This is a genomic window from Rhizobium sp. Root274, from assembly GCF_001429245.1.
Lineage (GTDB): Bacteria > Pseudomonadota > Alphaproteobacteria > Rhizobiales > Rhizobiaceae > Allorhizobium.
In genome coordinates, this window is the sequence record NZ_LMJE01000001.1 from 1,646,550 (window position 1) to 1,663,943 (window position 17,394).

15 protein-coding genes are annotated in these 17,394 nt (G+C 61.4%); 9 read left to right on the top strand and 6 right to left on the bottom strand.

Features of this window, described 5'->3' with window-relative positions; genetic code table 11:
• Positions 1-285: 285 nt before the first annotated feature.
• The 9 genes from ASE36_RS08195 (at position 286) to ASE36_RS08235 (ending at position 8,860) form a co-directional block, all read left to right on the top strand.
• A complete protein-coding gene (locus ASE36_RS08195) occupies positions 286-1,404 on the top strand; it encodes a BMP family ABC transporter substrate-binding protein (RefSeq protein WP_062277521.1) in 1,119 nt (372 codons plus the stop codon).
• 16 nt (positions 1,405-1,420) lie between these two features.
• Positions 1,421-2,569: an ABC transporter permease gene (locus ASE36_RS08200; protein ID WP_062277526.1), complete on the top strand. Its 1,149-nt coding sequence runs from the start codon at positions 1,421-1,423 to the stop codon at positions 2,567-2,569.
• On the top strand, positions 2,569-3,495 hold the full coding sequence (locus ASE36_RS08205) for an ABC transporter permease (protein WP_062277528.1): 927 nt from the start codon (positions 2,569-2,571) through the stop codon (positions 3,493-3,495). Before ASE36_RS08200 ends, ASE36_RS08205 begins: the two co-directional genes overlap by 1 nt.
• A gap of 22 nt (positions 3,496-3,517) precedes the next feature.
• Positions 3,518-4,534, top strand: coding sequence for a formamidase (locus ASE36_RS08210; RefSeq protein ID WP_062277530.1), 1,017 nt, complete (start codon positions 3,518-3,520; stop codon positions 4,532-4,534).
• Between the two features lie 11 nt (positions 4,535-4,545).
• Positions 4,546-5,247 (top strand): cysteine hydrolase family protein, encoded by a 702-nt coding sequence (locus ASE36_RS08215; RefSeq protein WP_062277533.1) that lies wholly within the window; start codon positions 4,546-4,548, stop codon positions 5,245-5,247.
• Positions 5,247-6,302 (top strand): ring-opening amidohydrolase, encoded by a 1,056-nt coding sequence (locus tag ASE36_RS08220; protein ID WP_062277536.1) that lies wholly within the window; start codon positions 5,247-5,249, stop codon positions 6,300-6,302. The genes ASE36_RS08215 and ASE36_RS08220 overlap by 1 nt, the downstream gene beginning before the upstream one ends.
• Before the next feature lie 68 nt (positions 6,303-6,370).
• On the top strand, positions 6,371-7,855 hold the full coding sequence (locus ASE36_RS08225) for an ABC transporter ATP-binding protein (protein WP_156378608.1): 1,485 nt from the start codon (positions 6,371-6,373) through the stop codon (positions 7,853-7,855).
• On the top strand, positions 7,855-8,520 hold the full coding sequence (locus ASE36_RS08230) for a cysteine hydrolase family protein (RefSeq protein WP_062277538.1): 666 nt from the start codon (positions 7,855-7,857) through the stop codon (positions 8,518-8,520). The genes ASE36_RS08225 and ASE36_RS08230 overlap by 1 nt, the downstream gene beginning before the upstream one ends.
• Positions 8,513-8,860 carry a cupin domain-containing protein gene (locus ASE36_RS08235; RefSeq protein WP_062277543.1) on the top strand — a complete coding sequence of 116 codons (348 nt, stop codon included), beginning with the start codon at positions 8,513-8,515 and terminating at the stop codon, positions 8,858-8,860. Before ASE36_RS08230 ends, ASE36_RS08235 begins: the two co-directional genes overlap by 8 nt.
• A 116-nt stretch (positions 8,861-8,976) precedes the next feature.
• Here the strand turns inward: ASE36_RS08235 and dnaJ are convergent, their stop codons facing one another.
• The 6 genes from dnaJ to ASE36_RS08265 all read right to left on the bottom strand — a co-directional run bounded on the left by dnaJ (position 8,977) and on the right by ASE36_RS08265 (position 17,386).
• Positions 8,977-10,125, bottom strand: coding sequence for a molecular chaperone DnaJ (gene dnaJ / locus ASE36_RS08240; protein ID WP_062277547.1), 1,149 nt, complete (start codon positions 10,123-10,125; stop codon positions 8,977-8,979).
• Between the two features lie 4 nt (positions 10,126-10,129).
• Positions 10,130-10,597 carry a hypothetical protein gene (locus ASE36_RS08245; RefSeq protein ID WP_062277549.1) on the bottom strand — a complete coding sequence of 156 codons (468 nt, stop codon included), beginning with the start codon at positions 10,595-10,597 and terminating at the stop codon, positions 10,130-10,132.
• On the bottom strand, positions 10,597-12,501 hold the full coding sequence (gene dnaK / locus ASE36_RS08250) for a molecular chaperone DnaK (protein ID WP_062277552.1): 1,905 nt from the start codon (positions 12,499-12,501) through the stop codon (positions 10,597-10,599). Before dnaK ends, ASE36_RS08245 begins: the two co-directional genes overlap by 1 nt.
• A 288-nt stretch (positions 12,502-12,789) precedes the next feature.
• Positions 12,790-15,021, bottom strand: a complete 2,232-nt coding sequence (locus ASE36_RS08255) for a transglycosylase domain-containing protein (RefSeq protein WP_062277555.1) — start codon at positions 15,019-15,021, stop codon at positions 12,790-12,792.
• A 188-nt stretch (positions 15,022-15,209) separates the two neighbouring features.
• On the bottom strand, positions 15,210-15,668 hold the full coding sequence (locus ASE36_RS08260; RefSeq protein WP_062277558.1) for a YbaK/EbsC family protein: 459 nt from the start codon (positions 15,666-15,668) through the stop codon (positions 15,210-15,212).
• 329 nt (positions 15,669-15,997) lie between these two features.
• On the bottom strand, positions 15,998-17,386 hold the full coding sequence (locus tag ASE36_RS08265) for a dipeptidase (protein ID WP_062277561.1): 1,389 nt from the start codon (positions 17,384-17,386) through the stop codon (positions 15,998-16,000).
• Positions 17,387-17,394: the final 8 nt, after the last annotated feature.

The window sequence follows — 17,394 nt, forward strand, 5'->3', positions numbered from 1 at the left end:
ACACATGCCAAGCCCCCCGGTGGGAGTCAAATTGCAACGGCCACGTCTCCAGGCTTATCCGCAACCGGCAGCTCCGGTTGTTGTGTATCGTTTTGTCGAATATTTGTCTGCAAGGCCTGCCTAAAACCTAGCCAGACGGCCAATTAAAACTGCATGCAGTTTGAGTCGAAGAACTGCTCTTTTCGTTTCCTGACACGATTCCAGCGGCTTAGATTTTTGGCACACGGGTTGCATACACTTTCCCGAGAATACGAATGGCAAAATGCCAATAAGGGGAACCATCAAATGACCAGATTCATGCCCGTGACCCGCCGCTCCTTCCTGAAAACCTCCGCCGCACTTGCCGGTACCGCCGCCCTGCCGATGAGTTTTGGTCAGGCAGCGGCCCAGGCCGCGTTGACCGTGGGCTTCATCTATGTCGGCCCGAAGGACGACTACGGCTATAACCAGGCCCATGCCGAAGGTGCTGCGATCATCAAGGCGTTGCCGGGCGTGACCGTCGTTGAAGAAGAAAACGTGCCTGAGACCGTCGATGTGCAGAAGACGATGGAATCGATGATCAACCTCGACGGCGCAACGCTGCTCTTCCCGACCTCCTTCGGTTATTTCGACCCCCATATGCTGGCGATGGCCGAGAAGTATCCCGACATCCAGTTCCGCCATTGCGGCGGGCTGTGGCAGGAGGGCAAGAATCCCATGAATACGGGTTCCTATTTCGGCTATATCGGCCAGGGACAGTATCTGAACGGGATCACTGCCGGTTATGCCTCGAAGAGCAAGAAGATCGGCTTCGTGGCGGCAAAACCCATTCCGCAGGTGGTGCAGAACATCAATTCCTTCCTGCTCGGCGCGCGCTCTGTCGATCCGTCGATTACCTGCCAAGTGATCTTCACCGGCGAATGGTCGCTGGCGGTCAAGGAAGCCGAGGCCACCAATGCGCTGATCGACCAGGGCGCCGATGTCATCACCTGCCATGTCGACAGCCCGAAGGTGGTCGTCGAGACGGCTGCCGGTCGCGGCGCCTTTGTCTGCGGCTACCATGCCAACCAGAGCCCGCTTGCGCCTGAAAAATACCTGACCGGCGCCGAATGGGCCTGGGGCAATGTCTATACCGACTTCGTCAAGAAGGCGCAGGCGGGCGAAAAGCTCGGCAACTTCGTGCGCGGCGGGTTGAAGGACGGCTTCGTCAAGATGAGCCCGCTTGGACCTGCTGTTTCGGCAGAGGCACGCGCGAAGTTCGAGGCGACGCAGGCCGAAATGATGAAGGGCGGCTTCTCCGTCTTCAAGGCGGGCCTCAAGGACAACAAGGGTGCAGTCGTGGTGACGGCCGATCTCGTCGAGGATGCGATCGAGCTTGAGAGCATGGGTTATCTCGTCGAGGGCGTTATCGGCTCGACCTCTTGAGACGGGAGTTGATGCCATGACGGCAGATCCCAACAGCCACAGCCTGACATCAACAGCAGCGTGGTCGGAGGATTTCCGACCCGCACTCGAATGGCTCGCACGCCGGGCGGAACCCGTGGCGATCGCATCTTTTGCGGTCGTCATTGGCCTTGGCGTGTTCAGCGTGTTCATTGCAGCGCTTGGCAAATCACCGCTGCAGTTGTTCCAGCTGATGTATCAGGGTGGGTTCGGCAGCTGGTTCTCGATTCAGAATGCACTGAGCAGAGCCGCGCCCCTGTTGCTGACGGCCCTCTGCGTCGCCCTGCCGGCCCGGCTTGGGCTCACCGTCATTGGCGCGGAGGGGGCCGTGGTGCTGGGTGGACTTGCGGGAGCGGCGATCGCGCTGCCGCTGACATCAACGCTCTCACCCTTTCCGGTCTGGGTGCTGATGGGGCTCGCCTCCATGGTCGTTGGGGGCTTGTGGATCGGGCTGTCGGGGTTTCTCAGGCATTATCGCGGGGTCAATGAGACCATTGCCTCCCTGCTTCTCGCCTATATCGCAATTGCCTTGATGAACCAGCTGATCGAGGGACCGCTTCGCGATCCCGCCAGCCTCAACAAGCCGTCGACGGCGCCGCTGCCGGCGGAATTCATGCTGGGCAATATGCCGGGCATGGATGTGCATTGGGGTTTCGTGATCGGGATCGTCGCCTGCGTCGTCTCCTATGTCATCATCGAATGGACAACGGCGGGTTTTGCCGCGCGCATCGCCGGCGGCAATATGCGGGCGGCGCAGATCCAGGGCCTTCCCGTCGGAAAGCTCATCGTCGGCTTCACTACGCTGGCCGGTGCCTTTGCCGGACTGGCGGGCATGATCGAGGTGGCCGCCGTGCAGGGCAGCGCCAATGGATCGCTGGCCGCCGGCTATGGCTATACCGGCATTCTCGTTGCCTTCCTTGCCCGGCATAATCCGCTCGCCATCATCCCGGTCGCCATCCTGCTTGGCGGGATCGATGCCTCGGGCGGGTTGATCCAGAGGCGCATGGCGCTGCCGGATGCGACCGTGCTGGTGCTGCAGGGCACGCTGTTCATTGCGGTGCTGTTTTCCGAAACGCTTTACGGGCGCTTCAAGATCTTCAATCCGGATCTCTGGGCAGCACCCCGCACTTCCAAGGGAGCTGTCTGATGGACGGGACCGATATCGGGCTCTGGGGCGTGCCGCTGGCGATCCTCGCCGGGGCCATCCGGGTGTCGACCCCCTTCATCTTCGTCAGCCTGGGGGAGATGATCACCGAGCGGTCAGGGCGGATCAATCTCGGGCTGGAGGGCACGCTGGTCTTCGGCGCCATGGCGGCCTATGGCACGGCTGTCATGACCGGCTCACCCTGGCTCGGCGTGCTGGCGGCCATGGGGGCCGGCGCCGGCTTTGGCCTCATTCACGGCTTCATCTGCAAGTTTCCCAAGGTGAACGACATCGCGATCGGCATCGCCATGATGCAGTTCGGCCTGGGGCTCGCCTTCTTTCTCGGCAAGCCTTTCATCCAGCCGGCTGCGCCGAAGCTGCCGTCGATCGCCTTCGGCGGGTGGTCGAGCTATCCGCAGATCCAGGCGGCGCTCAACATCAACGTGCTATTCCTGATCGGTATCCTGCTCGCATTTGCCCTGTCCTGGGCGCTGCGCAATACGCGGATCGGCCTGATCCTTCGCGTGGCCGGTGACAGTTCGGATGCGGCACGCGCCATGGGGCTCAATCCCGATACGATCCGCCTCCTGGCAACCGCCGTCGGCGGTGCATTGGCAGCCGTAGGCGGGGCCTATCTGTCGCTGTTTTATCCAGGTTCCTGGAACGAGGGCATTTCCTCCGGCCAGGGCCTGATGGCGGTCGCGCTCGTGATCTTTGCCCGCTGGAACCCGCTCGGTTGCCTGCTCGCCTCCCTGCTGTTCGGCGGGGCCGGCGCGCTCGGCCCGGCGCTGCAATCGGTTGGCGTCACCTCCGGTTACTACCTGTTCTACGCGGCCCCTTACGTGCTGACGCTGATCATCATGATCGCGACGTCTTCGCCGACCCGCTCGCTGACCGGCGCGCCGGCAGCACTCTCGCTCACCAAATAGTCGTCCAAAGAGGAGATTTTCGATGAATGGCCTGGGTGGACTGAACAAATCGGAACATGGGGTCGGCATTGGTCTCGTGCAGCTGCAGCTTCCCAACACGGTGACCAAGGCGGATCTGGCGAAACAGACGCAGGTGATTGTCGATCTCGTCGGCAAGGCTCGGCGCAACCAGGCCAATATGGATCTCGTGGTGTTTCCGGAATACGCCCTGCACGGGCTTTCGATGGATATCAATCCTGACATCATGTGCACGCTGGACGGTCCCGAAGTCGCCGCCTTCAAGGCTGCCTGCAAGGCGAACCAAATCTGGGGCTGCTTCTCCATCATGGAGCTGAACCCCGGCGGCATGCCCTATAATTCCGGGATCATCATCGACGACCAGGGTGAGCTGAAGCTCTATTACCGCAAGATGCACCCCTGGGTGCCGGTGGAGCCCTGGGAGCCGGGCGACCAGGGCATTCCTGTGATCGAAGGGCCGAAGGGTGCGAAGATCGCGCTGATCATCTGCCATGACGGCATGTTTCCGGAGATGGCGCGCGAATGCGCCTATAAGGGTGCGGAAATCATGATCCGGACGGCCGGCTATACGGCGCCGATACGGAACAGCTGGAAATTCACCAACCAGTCCAACGCCTTCTGCAACCTGATGGTGACGGCCAATGTCTGCATGTGCGGATCGGACGGCACGTTCGACAGCATGGGCGAAGGCATGATCTGCAATTTCGATGGATCGATCATCGCGCATGGCACGAGCGGCCGGGTCAACGAGATCATCACCGCCGAGGTTCGGCCGGATCTGGTGCGCGAGGCGCGGCTGGGCTGGGGCGTGGAAAACAACATCTACCAGTTTGGTCATCGTGGCTATGTGGCGGTCGACGGCGGGGCGCAGGACGCGCCTTACAGCTACATGCATGACCTGGTCGCCGGGCGCTATCGCCTGCCCTGGGAAGATCAGGTGAAGGTGACTGATGGGACGAGCTGCGGTTTCGAAAAACCGAAGCGGCGCTTCGGCGAGAGCTACAAGCTGGCCGGCGAATAGGAGGCAAGACCATGGACGCGATGACGGACACCAAGACGAGCTATATTGCCGGAGATCCCTATAACTGGCCCTATAACGGCAAGCTTCGCCCGGACAATACGGCGCTCATCATCATAGACATGCAGACCGATTTCTGCGGCAAGGGCGGCTATGTCGATCATATGGGCTATGATCTGGCGCTGGTGCAGGCGCCGATCGAGCCCATCAAGGCGGTTCTGTCGGCCATGCGGGCCAAGGGCTATCACATCATCCATACGCGCGAGGGCCATCGCCCTGATCTCGCAGATCTGCCGGCCAACAAGCGCTGGCGATCGCAGCGGATCGGGGCAGGCATCGGCGATGCGGGGCCTTGCGGTCGCATTCTCGTGCGTGGCGAGCCGGGATGGGATATCATCCCCGAGCTTTACCCGATCGCGGGCGAGACGATTATCGACAAGCCGGGCAAGGGTTCGTTCTGCGCCACAGACCTGGAACTGATCCTCAACCAGAAGCGGATCGAGAACATCATTCTGACGGGCATCACCACGGATGTCTGCGTGTCAACCACGATGCGCGAGGCGAATGATCGTGGCTTTGAATGCCTGCTGCTGGAGGACTGCTGCGGCGCGACCGACTATGGCAACCACCTCGCCGCCATCAAGATGGTGAAGATGCAGGGCGGGGTGTTCGGCTCGGTGTCGAATTCCAAGGCGCTGGTGGAGGCCCTGCCCTGATGGCGTCATGGCGTGCCGAGGTCTATCGCGTTGCTGCCGATGGCCCTAGCGACGTTGCGGGCGTTGAGGCCTTGTTCGAGGCGGGACTTCCTCCTGCAAGCGTCGTCGCCGTGCTCGGCAAGACCGAGGGCAATGGCTGCGTCAACGATTTCAGCCGGGGTTATGCGACGCAGTCTTTCGAGGCGCTGTTCGAAAGGCATGGGGTAACAGGCGTTTCGATCATCATGTCGGGCGGAACGGAGGGTGCGCTGTCGCCGCACTGGACCGTGTTTGCGCGCCGGCAGTCGGACGAGCCCGGCGCGAGGGCATTGGCCATCGGGGTGGCGAGGACGGCCGATCTTCCGCCGGTCCAACTCGGCCGGAAGGTGCAGGTTCTGATGGTCGCCGACGGCGTGCGTTCGGCCATGCGCGATGCCGGGATAAGCTCGCCTCAGGACGTGCATTTCGTTCAGATCAAGTGCCCTTTGCTGACCGCCAAGGCTGTTGCCGAGGTGGAGGCCGAAGGAGCCAAGACGGTCACGCGCGATACGCTGAAGTCGATGGGGTTTTCACGCGGCGCTTCGGCGCTCGGCGTCGCCGTTGCTCTGGGAGAAATTCCGGAGGGCGCGATCACGGATGCCGATATCGGCACGAATTTCGACCTTTATTCGCGCTGCGCCTCGACATCGGCGGGCGTTGAACTCTCCGACCACGAAATCATCGTGCTGGGGATGAGTGATGCCTGGTCCGGTCTTTTGGCGATCGATCATGGGGTGATGCAGGACGCGATCGATACCGCTTCTGTGCGAGAGGCGCGCGATCGGCTGCCTGCCAATACCAGGTTGAAGGCCGTGCTTGCCAAGGCAGAGCCCGACCCGAGCGGTCAGGTGCGTGGACGTCGTCACACCATGCTCGACGATTCCGACATTTCCGCCACCCGGCATGCGCGCGCCTTTGTCGGCGGGGTTCTGGCGGGCGTCTTCGGCATGACCGATCTCTACGTCTCCGGTGGCGCCGAACATCAGGGGCCGCCCGGTGGCGGTCCCGTTGCCATCATCGTTGAAAGGGAGCAGTGACCGTGGGCATTATCGGCGAAATTCCCCCTGCAAAAACCATCCCGGCAGTCGGCATCGAGACGGTCGACATGACCATGCGATTCGGCAGCTTCACAGCCCTCGATAGCGTGTCGATCAAGGTTGAGCCCGGCTCGTTCCATGCGCTGCTCGGGGAGAACGGCGCGGGCAAATCGACCCTGGTCAAATGCATCATGGGCTTCTACCGCCAGACATCAGGGCAGTTGATGGTGGATGACCGGGAAGTGGCGATCACCTCGCCCCGCGATGCGGCGGCGCTTGGGCTCGGGATGGTCTACCAGCATTTCACTCTGGTGCCGTCTTTGACCGGAGCGGAAAACCTTGTGATCAGCCGCAACGAGGTCCCTGCGGTGATCAACTGGGGACGGGAAAAGCAGGATCTCGCCGCCTTCATGCAGACCATGCCCTTCCAGATCCCGCTCGACCGGCCGGTCTCCGAACTCGCGGCTGGCGAAAAGCAGAAGCTGGAGATCATCAAGCAGCTTTATCTCGGCCGGCGCTTTCTCGTGCTCGACGAGCCGACCTCGGTGCTGACGCCTGGCGAAGCTGACGACATGCTGGGCCTAGTGCGCGGGATGACCGAGCGAGGCGAGCTCACCGTCTTAATGATCAGCCACAAATTCCATGAGGTGACGAAGTTCGCCGATGCGGTTTCGGTGTTGCGCAAGGGCAAGCTGACCGGCGGTGGCAAGACGGCAGCACTTTCGACCAAGGACATGGCGGCGATGATGATTGGCGATGTCAGGCTTGCAGAACTCGATAGCCGGCTACCGGTTAAAGCAGATGCGCGGCCGATCCTCGAACTCGATGGGGTAAAGGCGCTCGATCGGACCGGCCTCAAGACCATTGAGATCGGACAGCTTGCTGTCAAATCCGGTGAAATCGTCGGCATTGCAGGTATCTCGGGCAATGGCCAGAAGGAATTGTCGGAGATTCTGGCCGGACAGCGACCGACAGAAAGCGGGCGTGTGCAGGTGAAAGGCACTGCCTATGGCGCGACGCGGGCGGAAACCCGCAGCAGCAGCGTGCGCTTCATACCCGAGGAGCCGCTGCAGAATGCCTGTGCGCCCAAAATGAGCGTCAGCGAAAACCTGGCCTTCCGCACCTTCGATCTTGATGGCGAAGGCCGCGAGACCCGCTGGCTCGACCTGCGCGGCATGAAGAAGCGGGCGGGAGCGCTGATTGCCGACTTCAAGGTGAAGACCGCCTCTTCCGCTTCCCCGATCGCCTCGCTTTCGGGTGGCAATGTGCAGCGCGCGGTCCTTGCCCGCGAACTGACGGGGGATGTCGACTTGCTGGTGGTGTCTAATCCCTGTTTCGGGCTCGACTTCTCGGCTGTGGCGGAGATCCGCTCGCGGATCATGAAGGCACGAAACGGTGGGACTGCGGTGCTGCTGATCTCGGAAGATCTAGACGAGTTGCTGGAGATGTCGGACCGGATTCTCGTCATGTCCGACGGCAAGTTGGTGTTCGAGACACCGGCGCATATGGCCGACATTTCTGTAATCGGCGCGCATATGGCGGGGCATCACTGATGGCTGATATCAAGGCCCTGCCCTTTTCCTTTCCGCTCCGCCGCGAGGCTGTGGCCCTCATCGTCATCGACATGCAGCGGGATTTTGCCGAACCCGGCGGCTTCGGGGAAAGTCTCGGCAATGACGTTAGCCATGTGACTGCGATCGTGTCCGACGTCAAACGGCTGATCGAGGGTTTTCGTGCCGCTGGCCTGCCTGTCATCCACACGCAGGAATGCCATCGGCCTGACCTTTCCGACCTGCCGCTGGCCAAGCGCAATCGCGGTACGCCGACACTTCGGATCGGCGATGTTGGCCCGATGGGACGCATCCTCATTTCTGGCGAGCCGGGGACCGCAATCCTGCCCGAACTGGCACCGATCGAGGGAGAGATCGTAATTGAGAAGCCCGGCAAGGGGGCGTTTTATGCGACGCCGCTCGGCGAGACCCTAAAAGCCAATGGCATCGAACAGCTGGTGTTTGCCGGCGTCACCACCGAGGTCTGCGTGCAGACGACGATGCGCGAGGCCAATGACCGGGGTTATGAGTGCCTGCTGGTCGAGGAGGCGACCGCAAGCTACTTCCCGCAGTTCAAGCGGGCCGCGCTCGACATGATCCGGGCACAAGGCGGTATCGTCGGCTGGACGGCGCATCTCGATGATGTATTGGAGGCGATTGATGCCTGAAACAACCCGCGAGAGCCTGACACAGGGCGGCTGGAAGACGCTGGCCTTCGAGCCATTTCGCGAAGGTGTAACGATCCACTGGATCAAACGCTTTGCCGACGACCAGCCGGGCGTGGCGCTGCTCAAATACGAAGCGGGCGCCTCGGTGCCGCGCCACCGGCATGAGGGGCTGGAAACGATCCTCGTCTTGCAGGGAACGCAGTCGGACGAGAGTGGCGACTATGGCGTCGGCTGCTGCGTGATCAATGCGATTGGCAGCGAACATTCCGTCTGGAGTGACACGGGATGTGTCGTATTGATCCAGTGGGATCGGCCTGTGCGGATCCTGTTCGAGGATTGAGAGGTTCGCGACGTCGTGGTGGAGTCTGGGTAGGTCCACAGCTTTGCAGATCCAGAATGCAAAAGGGGTGAACCTCGCGGCTCGCCCCATTTGTGTTTTCATAAACTGTCCACCGATCAGTCGCTCAGCGTATCGAAGAAATCCTTCATGCGGGCGAAGAAGCCCGTCGATTCCGGATTGTTTTCCTTCGACGACAGCTGCTCGAATTCCTGGAGCAGTTCCCGCTGGCGCTTGGTGAGCTTCTGCGGGGTCTCGATCTGGATCTGGATGTAGAGATCCCCCGTCTGCGTCGAGCGCAGCACCGGCATGCCCTTGGCCTTCAGGCGGAATTGCTTGCCGGCCTGCGTGCCTTCGGGAACCGTCACGCGCGACTTCGTGCCATCGAGTGTCACCACATCGAAGGTGCCGCCGAGCGCTGCCGTGGTCATCGAGATCGGCACGGAGCAATAGAGGTCGGCACCGTCACGCTGGAAGAATTCGTGCGGCTTGACCGACAGGAAGATGTAGAGATCTCCGGAGGGACCGCCGCGCAGGCCGGCTTCGCCCTCGCCCTGCAGGCGAATGCGGGTGCCGTCCTCGATGCCCGAGGGGATGTTGACCGACAGAGAACGCTCTTCGGTGACACGGCCGTGGCCATGGCACTTGGTGCAGGGATCGGCGATCGTCTGGCCGCGACCGTGACAGGTCGGGCAGGTGCGCTCGATCGAGAAGAAGCCTTGGGCTGCGCGGACGCGGCCCGAGCCCTGACAGGTGGCGCAGGTCGTGGGCTTGGTGCCGGGTTTGGCGCCGGTGCCGGTGCAGAGGTCGCAGGTGATCGAGGTCGGAACCCGGATTTGCGCCGTCTTGCCAGTAAAGGCCTCTTCGAGGCTGATTTCCATGTTGTAGCGCAGGTCCGCGCCGCGTTCGCGGCCGCCCGTGGAGCGGGCCCGGCCACCGCGACCGCCACCCATCATCTCGCCGAAGATGTCTTCGAAGATGTCGGAGAAGCCACCGCCGCCGGCGAAACCGCCGCCGCCACCGCCAAAGCCGCCACCACCCTGCTCGAAGGCGGCATGGCCGAAGCGATCATAAGCCGCGCGCTTCTGCGGATCCTTCAATGTCTCATAGGCTTCGTTGAGTTCCTTGAACTTCTTTTCCGCCTCATCGTCGCCCGGGTTCTTGTCCGGGTGATATTTCATGGCCAGCTTGCGGAAGGCGCTCTTCAGCTCCTTTTCATCCGCCGTGCGGCCGACCCCCAGGGTCTCGTAGAAATCTGCCTTTGCCATGGTTTTACAAAGCCCTCAAAGCTTTCCCAACGCTCGTGTGACCGGCCGCCGGTTTGCCGGCGAGCTTGTCACAGGCCTGCATGTCTTTCTGGAAGTCGGAAGACGCCGCCAGCGCGTCGTCCATCAGGAGCTTGCGTGCCTCGCCCTTGCTGATCACACCATCGGCTGCCGATACTGCAACAAAGGCCAGCGAATGGGCCGCCATGTCGCAGGCCGATACCGAACCGCCGTCTTCGCGCCGCTGCAATGCCGCTTCGATGATTTTGCCCAGTTCGCTGCCAATTGCCGACAGTGTCTTGGAGTCCTTAGCGGACAGCGCTTTCACCACACGCGCTTCCGCACCACTCACCTGTCGTTGCACGGCACCGACCTTGGCATCCTGGGCGAATGCTGCGCTCGTCATCAGCAATACGACGCAGGCTGGCCCAAGGGCCAGCCTGCCAGACGTCACGCTTGCGAAGCGACCCATCATCAGGCCGACTTCTTCGCGTCGTCGTCCTTCACTTCTTCATAGTCGGCATCGACAACATTGTCGTCGCCGGCTTCGGCATTGCCACCTTCGGCCTGCTGGGCCTCATAGATGGCCTGACCGAGCTTCATGGAGACTTCCATGAGAGCCTGGGTCTTGCTGCCGATGTCTTCCGGCGACGGATCCGAGGCTTCGAGCGAGGTCTTGAGGGCTGCGATTGCATCCTCGATCGCCTTGCGGTCGGCTTCAGAAACCTTGTCACCGTAATCCTTCAGCGACTTTTCAGTCGAGTGGACGAGGCTTTCGGCGCTGTTCTTGGCTTCAACCACCGCACGACGCTTCTTGTCGGCTTCGGCATTGGCCTCGGCGTCCTTGACCATCTTCTCGATGTCGGCGTCAGACAGACCACCCGAGGCCTGGATGCGGATCTGCTGTTCCTTGCCGGTGCCCTTGTCCTTGGCAGACACCTGCACGATGCCGTTCGCGTCAATGTCGAAGGTGACTTCGATCTGCGGAACGCCACGCGGCGACGGCGGCAGGCCGACGAGGTCGAACTGGCCGAGCAGCTTGTTGTCGGCAGCCATTTCGCGCTCGCCCTGGCTAACGCGGATGGTGACGGCCTGCTGGTTGTCTTCGGCGGTCGAGAAGGTCTGGCTCTTCTTGGTCGGGATCGTCGTGTTGCGATCAATCAGACGGGTGAAGACGCCACCGAGGGTCTCGATGCCGAGCGACAGCGGGGTCACGTCGAGGAGGAGAACGTCCTTGACGTCGCCCTGGAGGACGCCGGCCTGGATGGCAGCGCCGAGGGCCACGACTTCATCCGGGTTGACGCCCTTGTGCGGCTCCTTGCCGAACAGCTGCTTGACGACTTCCTGGACCTTCGGCATGCGGCTCATGCCGCCGACGAGAACGACTTCGTCGATTTCGGCTGCGGTGACGCCGGCATCCTTCAGAGCTGCCTTGCACGGTGCGATCGTGCGCTGCACGAGATCGTCGACCAGGCTTTCGAACTTGGCGCGGGTCAGCTTCATCGTCAGGTGCTTCGGACCGGAAGCATCTGCCGTGATGAAGGGCAGGTTGATTTCGGTCTGCTGCGAAGACGAAAGCTCGATCTTGGCCTTTTCAGCGGCTTCCTTCAGGCGCTGGAGAGCCAGCTTGTCGCCCTTCAGGTCGATGCCCTGGTCCTTCTTGAACTCGGCTGCGAGATATTCGACGAGACGCATGTCGAAGTCTTCACCGCCGAGGAAGGTGTCACCATTGGTCGACTTCACTTCGAAGACGCCGTCGCCAATTTCCAGAACCGAGATATCGAAGGTACCACCACCCAAGTCGTAAACGGCGATGGTCTTGCCGTCCTTCTTGTCGAGGCCGTAGGCGAGAGCGGCTGCCGTCGGCTCGTTGATGATGCGGAGAACTTCAAGACCAGCGATGCGGCCGGCATCCTTGGTTGCCTGGCGCTGCGCGTCGTTGAAGTAAGCGGGAACGGTGATGACGGCCTTTTCGACCTTTTCGCCGAGATAGGCTTCCGCCGTTTCCTTCATCTTCTGGAGAATCATGGCCGAGATCTGCGAGGGCGAATAGCCCTTGCCCTGGGCTTCGACCCAGGCGTCGCCGTTGTCGCCCTTGACGATCGAGAAGGGAACAAGAGCCTTGTCCTTTTCGACCGTCGGATCTTCGTGGCGGCGACCGATCAGGCGCTTGACTGCGAACACCGTGTTGGTCGGATTGGTGACCGCCTGGCGCTTGGCCGGCTGGCCAACGAGGCGTTCGCCGTCGTCCGAAAAAGCCACCATGGAAGGCGTGGTGCGTGCGCCTTCGGAATTCTCAATGACCTTCGCATCCTTGCCGTCCATGACGGCGACGCAGGAATTGGTCGTTCCAAGGTCGATACCGATTACTTTTGCCATGTCATTCTCTCCTTGAAGCAGGCCGTCGGAACCCCAATCAGGCATTCCTGACAGCCCCTCGACGTGGATGGTCTGGGATTTGCTACAGCGTTGCTGCGGCTATGTCGCGTATATAAGAAGCGGTTTTTCCGACTGCAAGGCTGGAAATCCGCTGGAAATCAGTAAAAAGAACAGATTGGACGGCAATCTTCAGCCGGCCTTCCGTGCTGCTCATTCCTCTTGTGTCACAGGGCTTTAGCAGTCAAGGCTTGTCCCTGGCCATCGTCTCGATTTCCAGGCGATCAATGATCATTGCCCGAGGATCAGGTCGAGCAGTGTGGTGCGCTTGGGCGCGCCCTGCCGTGGACCCTGTCCAACATCACCGGGCGGCACGGGTCCTTCCAGAACCGGCCAATTGCCCTGTTCGCCCTGTCGAACGGGAGCTGCGCCATCCGCCTGCGGTTGGGCCGGGTAACGCTCTTCGCCACCGCCCGTCAGCACGTCCGAAATGATCGTGCCGATTGACGGATCCTGATCGACCGGGGCCGGCTCCTGATAGTCGTCCCCCGGCAAGGGTGCCGGCGCCAGACCCTGGTGGGCTGCCGTCATGAAATCATGCCAGGCGCGGGCCGGCAGACCGCCGCCGGTTACCTTCTTCATCGAATCACCGTTGTCGTTGCCGAACCAGACGCCGGTGGTGAGATTGCTGGTGTAACCGACAAAAAGCGCATCGCGGAAGGACTGTGTTGTGCCGGTCTTGCCCGCCGCTTCCCAGCCTTTCAACCGCGCCTTCTTGCCGGTCCCCTCGTTGATGACGCCCATCAGCATCTGGTTCATCTCGCTGACGACCTGATCGCTGAGGACGCGGGGCGGTTCGAGATAGTTGTTCTCGTAAATGACCGTGCCGTCGGACTTCAGGATACGCTGGACGATATGCGGGGTCGCCTTATAGCCGCCATTCATGAAGGGGGCGTAGGCTGCCGTTAGTTCGAGCAGAGAGACTTCGGATGTTCCGAGCGCGATCGAGGCGTTGTTCTGCAGGTCCGAATCGATCCCCATGCGATGCGCGAGCTTGATCACCTGATCGGGACCTACTTCCATCACGAGCTGGGCGGCAATGGTGTTGAGTGATTCGCCGAGCGCATGGGCAAGAGTGACCGGGCCCCGATATTTCTCGTCATAGTTCTGCGGCGTCCATGAGCCGATGCGGATTGGGGCATCATTGCGGGTAGAGCCCGGCCGCAAGCCGATTTCCATGGCAGCGGCATACACGAAGGGCTTGAAGGCAGAGCCGGGCTGGCGCTTCGCCTTGACCGCGCGGTTGAACTGGCTTTCGGCATAGTCACGACCGCCGACAAGTGCGCGGATTGCACCGGTTCCGTCGATCGACACGAGGGCGGCCTGAGACGCGTTGACCTTCGCACCTTCGGCCGCCAACGATTCCGTCAAGGCTGCTTCGGCCTTCTTCTCGAGCGTCATGTCGATGGTGGTTTCGACCACGATGTCTTCGGTGACCTTGCCGATGAGGGCCGTTACGTCATCACGCACCATGTCGGCAACATACTGGCCAGCCCCGCTCCAGTAGCGCTTTGCCTTGGTGGGAGACTGCGACATCGCCGTCTTCACTTCGTCATCGGTGATGTAGCCCTCTTCCAGCATGGCCTGAAGCACGACCTGGGCGCGGGCTTCGGCTGCTTCCGGGTCGCGGGCGGGAGACAATCTGGAAGGCGCCTTCAGGAGGCCGGCGAGAAGTGCGGCCTCCCCGAGGTTCACGTCACGGGCAGACTTGTTGAAATAGCGGCGTGCCGCGGCCTCCACGCCATAAGCGTTGGAGCCGAAATAGACCCGGTTCAGATACATCGCGAGGATCTGGTCCTTGGTGTATTTCTGCTCCAGCCAGAAGGCGAGCAGCACTTCCTGGACCTTCCGTTCGACGGTTCGCTCCGGCGAGAGGAAAAGGTTCTTTGCCAATTGCTGGGTGAGCGTCGAGCCGCCCTGTACGGCCCGGCCACTCACCACATTGGTGACGATGGCGCGTGCGAGACCCAAGGGGTCTATGCCGAAATGGGAATAGAAACGGCGGTCTTCGATCGCCATGACCGCCTGGGGGATGAAGGGCGACATTTCTTCCAGCGGCAGCGCTTCGCCGCCGGTTGCACCGCGATTGGCGATGACCGTGCCCTCGACCGAGACGATCTTCATGTTGGGCGGGCGTTCCGGGATGGTCCAGCTGCTGGCGCTCGGCATCTGCGAGCCGTAATAGGCGACCAAACCGCCAATGCCGATGGCACCCCAGATCGAGAGGACGAAGCACCAGTAGATCAGCCGTCCAAGGCCGAAGCCGCCGGAGGACTGTCGCTTGCGGGGCGGAGATTTCTTGGCCTTGCCAGAGCGGGATGAAGCGGCCGGCCGCTTGCCAGCGGAGCGGGTCTTTCGGCCGCCGGCTATGCGATCGTCCGCATCAAGCCGCAGGTCCTCGTCCTCGCGATCTTCCTCGAAGCTCGGTTCAATACGGTCGCGGGATTTGCCTCGGCTCACCATTCCGGCGGTCTTGCTCCAGATGCTCGTGTGGCAGGCAGCCCTGCGAACCGAGAAGCTCGCATACCGCCGTCTTGATATCGCCTTGAATTCCGCCTCCGGGCCGGTGCGGCTTTCCTCCGATTGCACAATAATTGCGGCGATTTAAGGGGTGGTTAAGACGCGGTAAACAGCCAGAGCCACACCTGACGTCACTGACAGAGATCCGCCCATTCTGCGCCGACAAGGTCTGCCATACGGTGAGGCTCTATCCTCACCGCAGCATTGGTCGCGCCGCCGGCGGGCACGACCTCGATCCAGTTCTTCAGCGAGATGTCGCAATAGACCTTGAGCGGCGCGGGAAGACCAAAAGGGCAGACGCCACCCACAGGGTGGCTCGTCATCTCGACCACCGCGTCGGCATCCAGCATACGGGGTTTTACGCCGAAACGATCCTTGAATTTTCTGTTGTCGAGACGTTTTGTGCCGGCGGTGACGACGAGCACCACGTCTTCGCCGATCCTGAGGCAGATGGTCTTTGCAATCTGGTCCGGCTCGACCCCATGAGCTTCGGCCGCCAATGCCACGGTCGCGGAACTCGCTTCCGTCACAATGACGGAGATATCTGGAGCATGGGTGATGAAGAACTGGCGGACGGAATCGAGGCTCATGGGCTCATCCTACCCAGGTTTGGCGGCAATCTTCAACTGTGCCTGTAGAGGGGCTTGAAACGGGCCGAGAACCTCCCCATCTTCAGGCTACCAAGCGACGAGAGGGTCGTTTCAGCGCAGAGATTGCACGGAACGCCATGCTCTTAAGGAATTGTTCATCATCCCGCGCGATCCTGTGGATCTGGGATGAGTTCGCCAAGGCGGACAGACATCCGAAGCATCGCATGGCACGTTTCCACCCCTGACCACGGATGTACTGGCAGGACAGTGTTGAAACGTAAAGGAAAGGCCGGTTCTCACCGGCCTTTTTGCTTTTTGGACTCAGGCTCTCATTTGTTGGCGAGCGCGTCGAGGATGCGGATCCACGAGCGGATGCCTTTGTGGAACGAGTTCAGGTCGTATTTCTCATTGGGAGAATGGATGCGGTCATCGGTGAGGCCGAAGCCGACCAGCAGCGAATCCATGCCCAGCATCTTCTGGAAATCGCCGACAATCGGGATCGAACCACCCATGCCGATAATGACGGCAGGTTTCGACCATTCGTCCGACAGCGCATTCTTCGCCTTGGTCAGTTCAGGCGAATCATAAGACAGCTGAATTGCGGGAGAACCACCGTGTTCGTGGAAGTCGACCGAGCAATCGGCCGGGATGCGCGCCTTGACGAAGCTGCGGAAGCTCTCGCGGACCTTTGCCGGGTCCTGCGTGCCGACGAGGCGGAAGGAGATTTTGGCAGAGGCCTTGGCGGCGATGACGGTCTTGAAACCTTCGCCGGTATACCCGCCGATGATGCCGTTCACCTCCGCCGTCGGGCGGGCCCAGGTGAGTTCCAGAACAGAACGGCCCTTTTCGCCTGACGGGATGGAGAGGCCAACTTCGCCGAGGAAGCTTTCTGCGGTGCGGCCGAGGCTGTCCCAGGACGCCTTGATGTTGGACGGGGTTTCCTCGACGCCATCGTAGAAGCCCGGCAGGGTGACCTTGCCGGTTTCGTCATGCAGATCCGCGAGGATCTTCGTCAGGATGTGCACGGGATTTGCAGCGGCACCGCCGAACAGGCCGGAATGCAGGTCACGGTCAGCAGCGGTGATGGTCACCTCTTCGCCGACAAGGCCGCGGAGAGCTGCGGCAATGGCGGGGGTCTCGCGATCCCACATACTGGTGTCGCAGACCAAAGCAAAATCTGCCTTCAGCTCTGCCGCATTGGCTTCGAGGAAGGGTTTGAGCGATGGCGAACCGGATTCCTCCTCGCCTTCGAACAAGATCGTGATCCTGACCGGCAGCGAGGCTTGGACCGCTTTATAGGCACGGCAGGCTTCGACGAAGGTCAGCAACTGTCCCTTGTCATCGGAGGTGCCACGGCCGGTGATGATCTTGCGGCCATCCTTTTCCTTAATTGCCGGGGCGAAGGGATCGTCTTCCCAGAGGTCGAGCGGATCGACCGGCTGAACATCGTAGTGACCATAGAAGAGGACATGCGGTGCATCCGCCCGATCGGCGGCGTGATGGGCCACGACCATCGGATGGCCGGGCGTGTCCCGGAGGGAAGTCTCAAAGCCAAGCTCGGTCAGTTCCTTCACCAGCCATTCGCCGGCCTTGCGGCAATCGGCCTTGTAGGCGGGATCGGTCGAGATGGAGGGGATCCGGACCAGATCGAACAGCCTGTCGAGGCTCTGGGGCAGAGCGTCATCGGCCTTGGCGAGAATGGGAGAAAGATCGGTCATGGGGTATG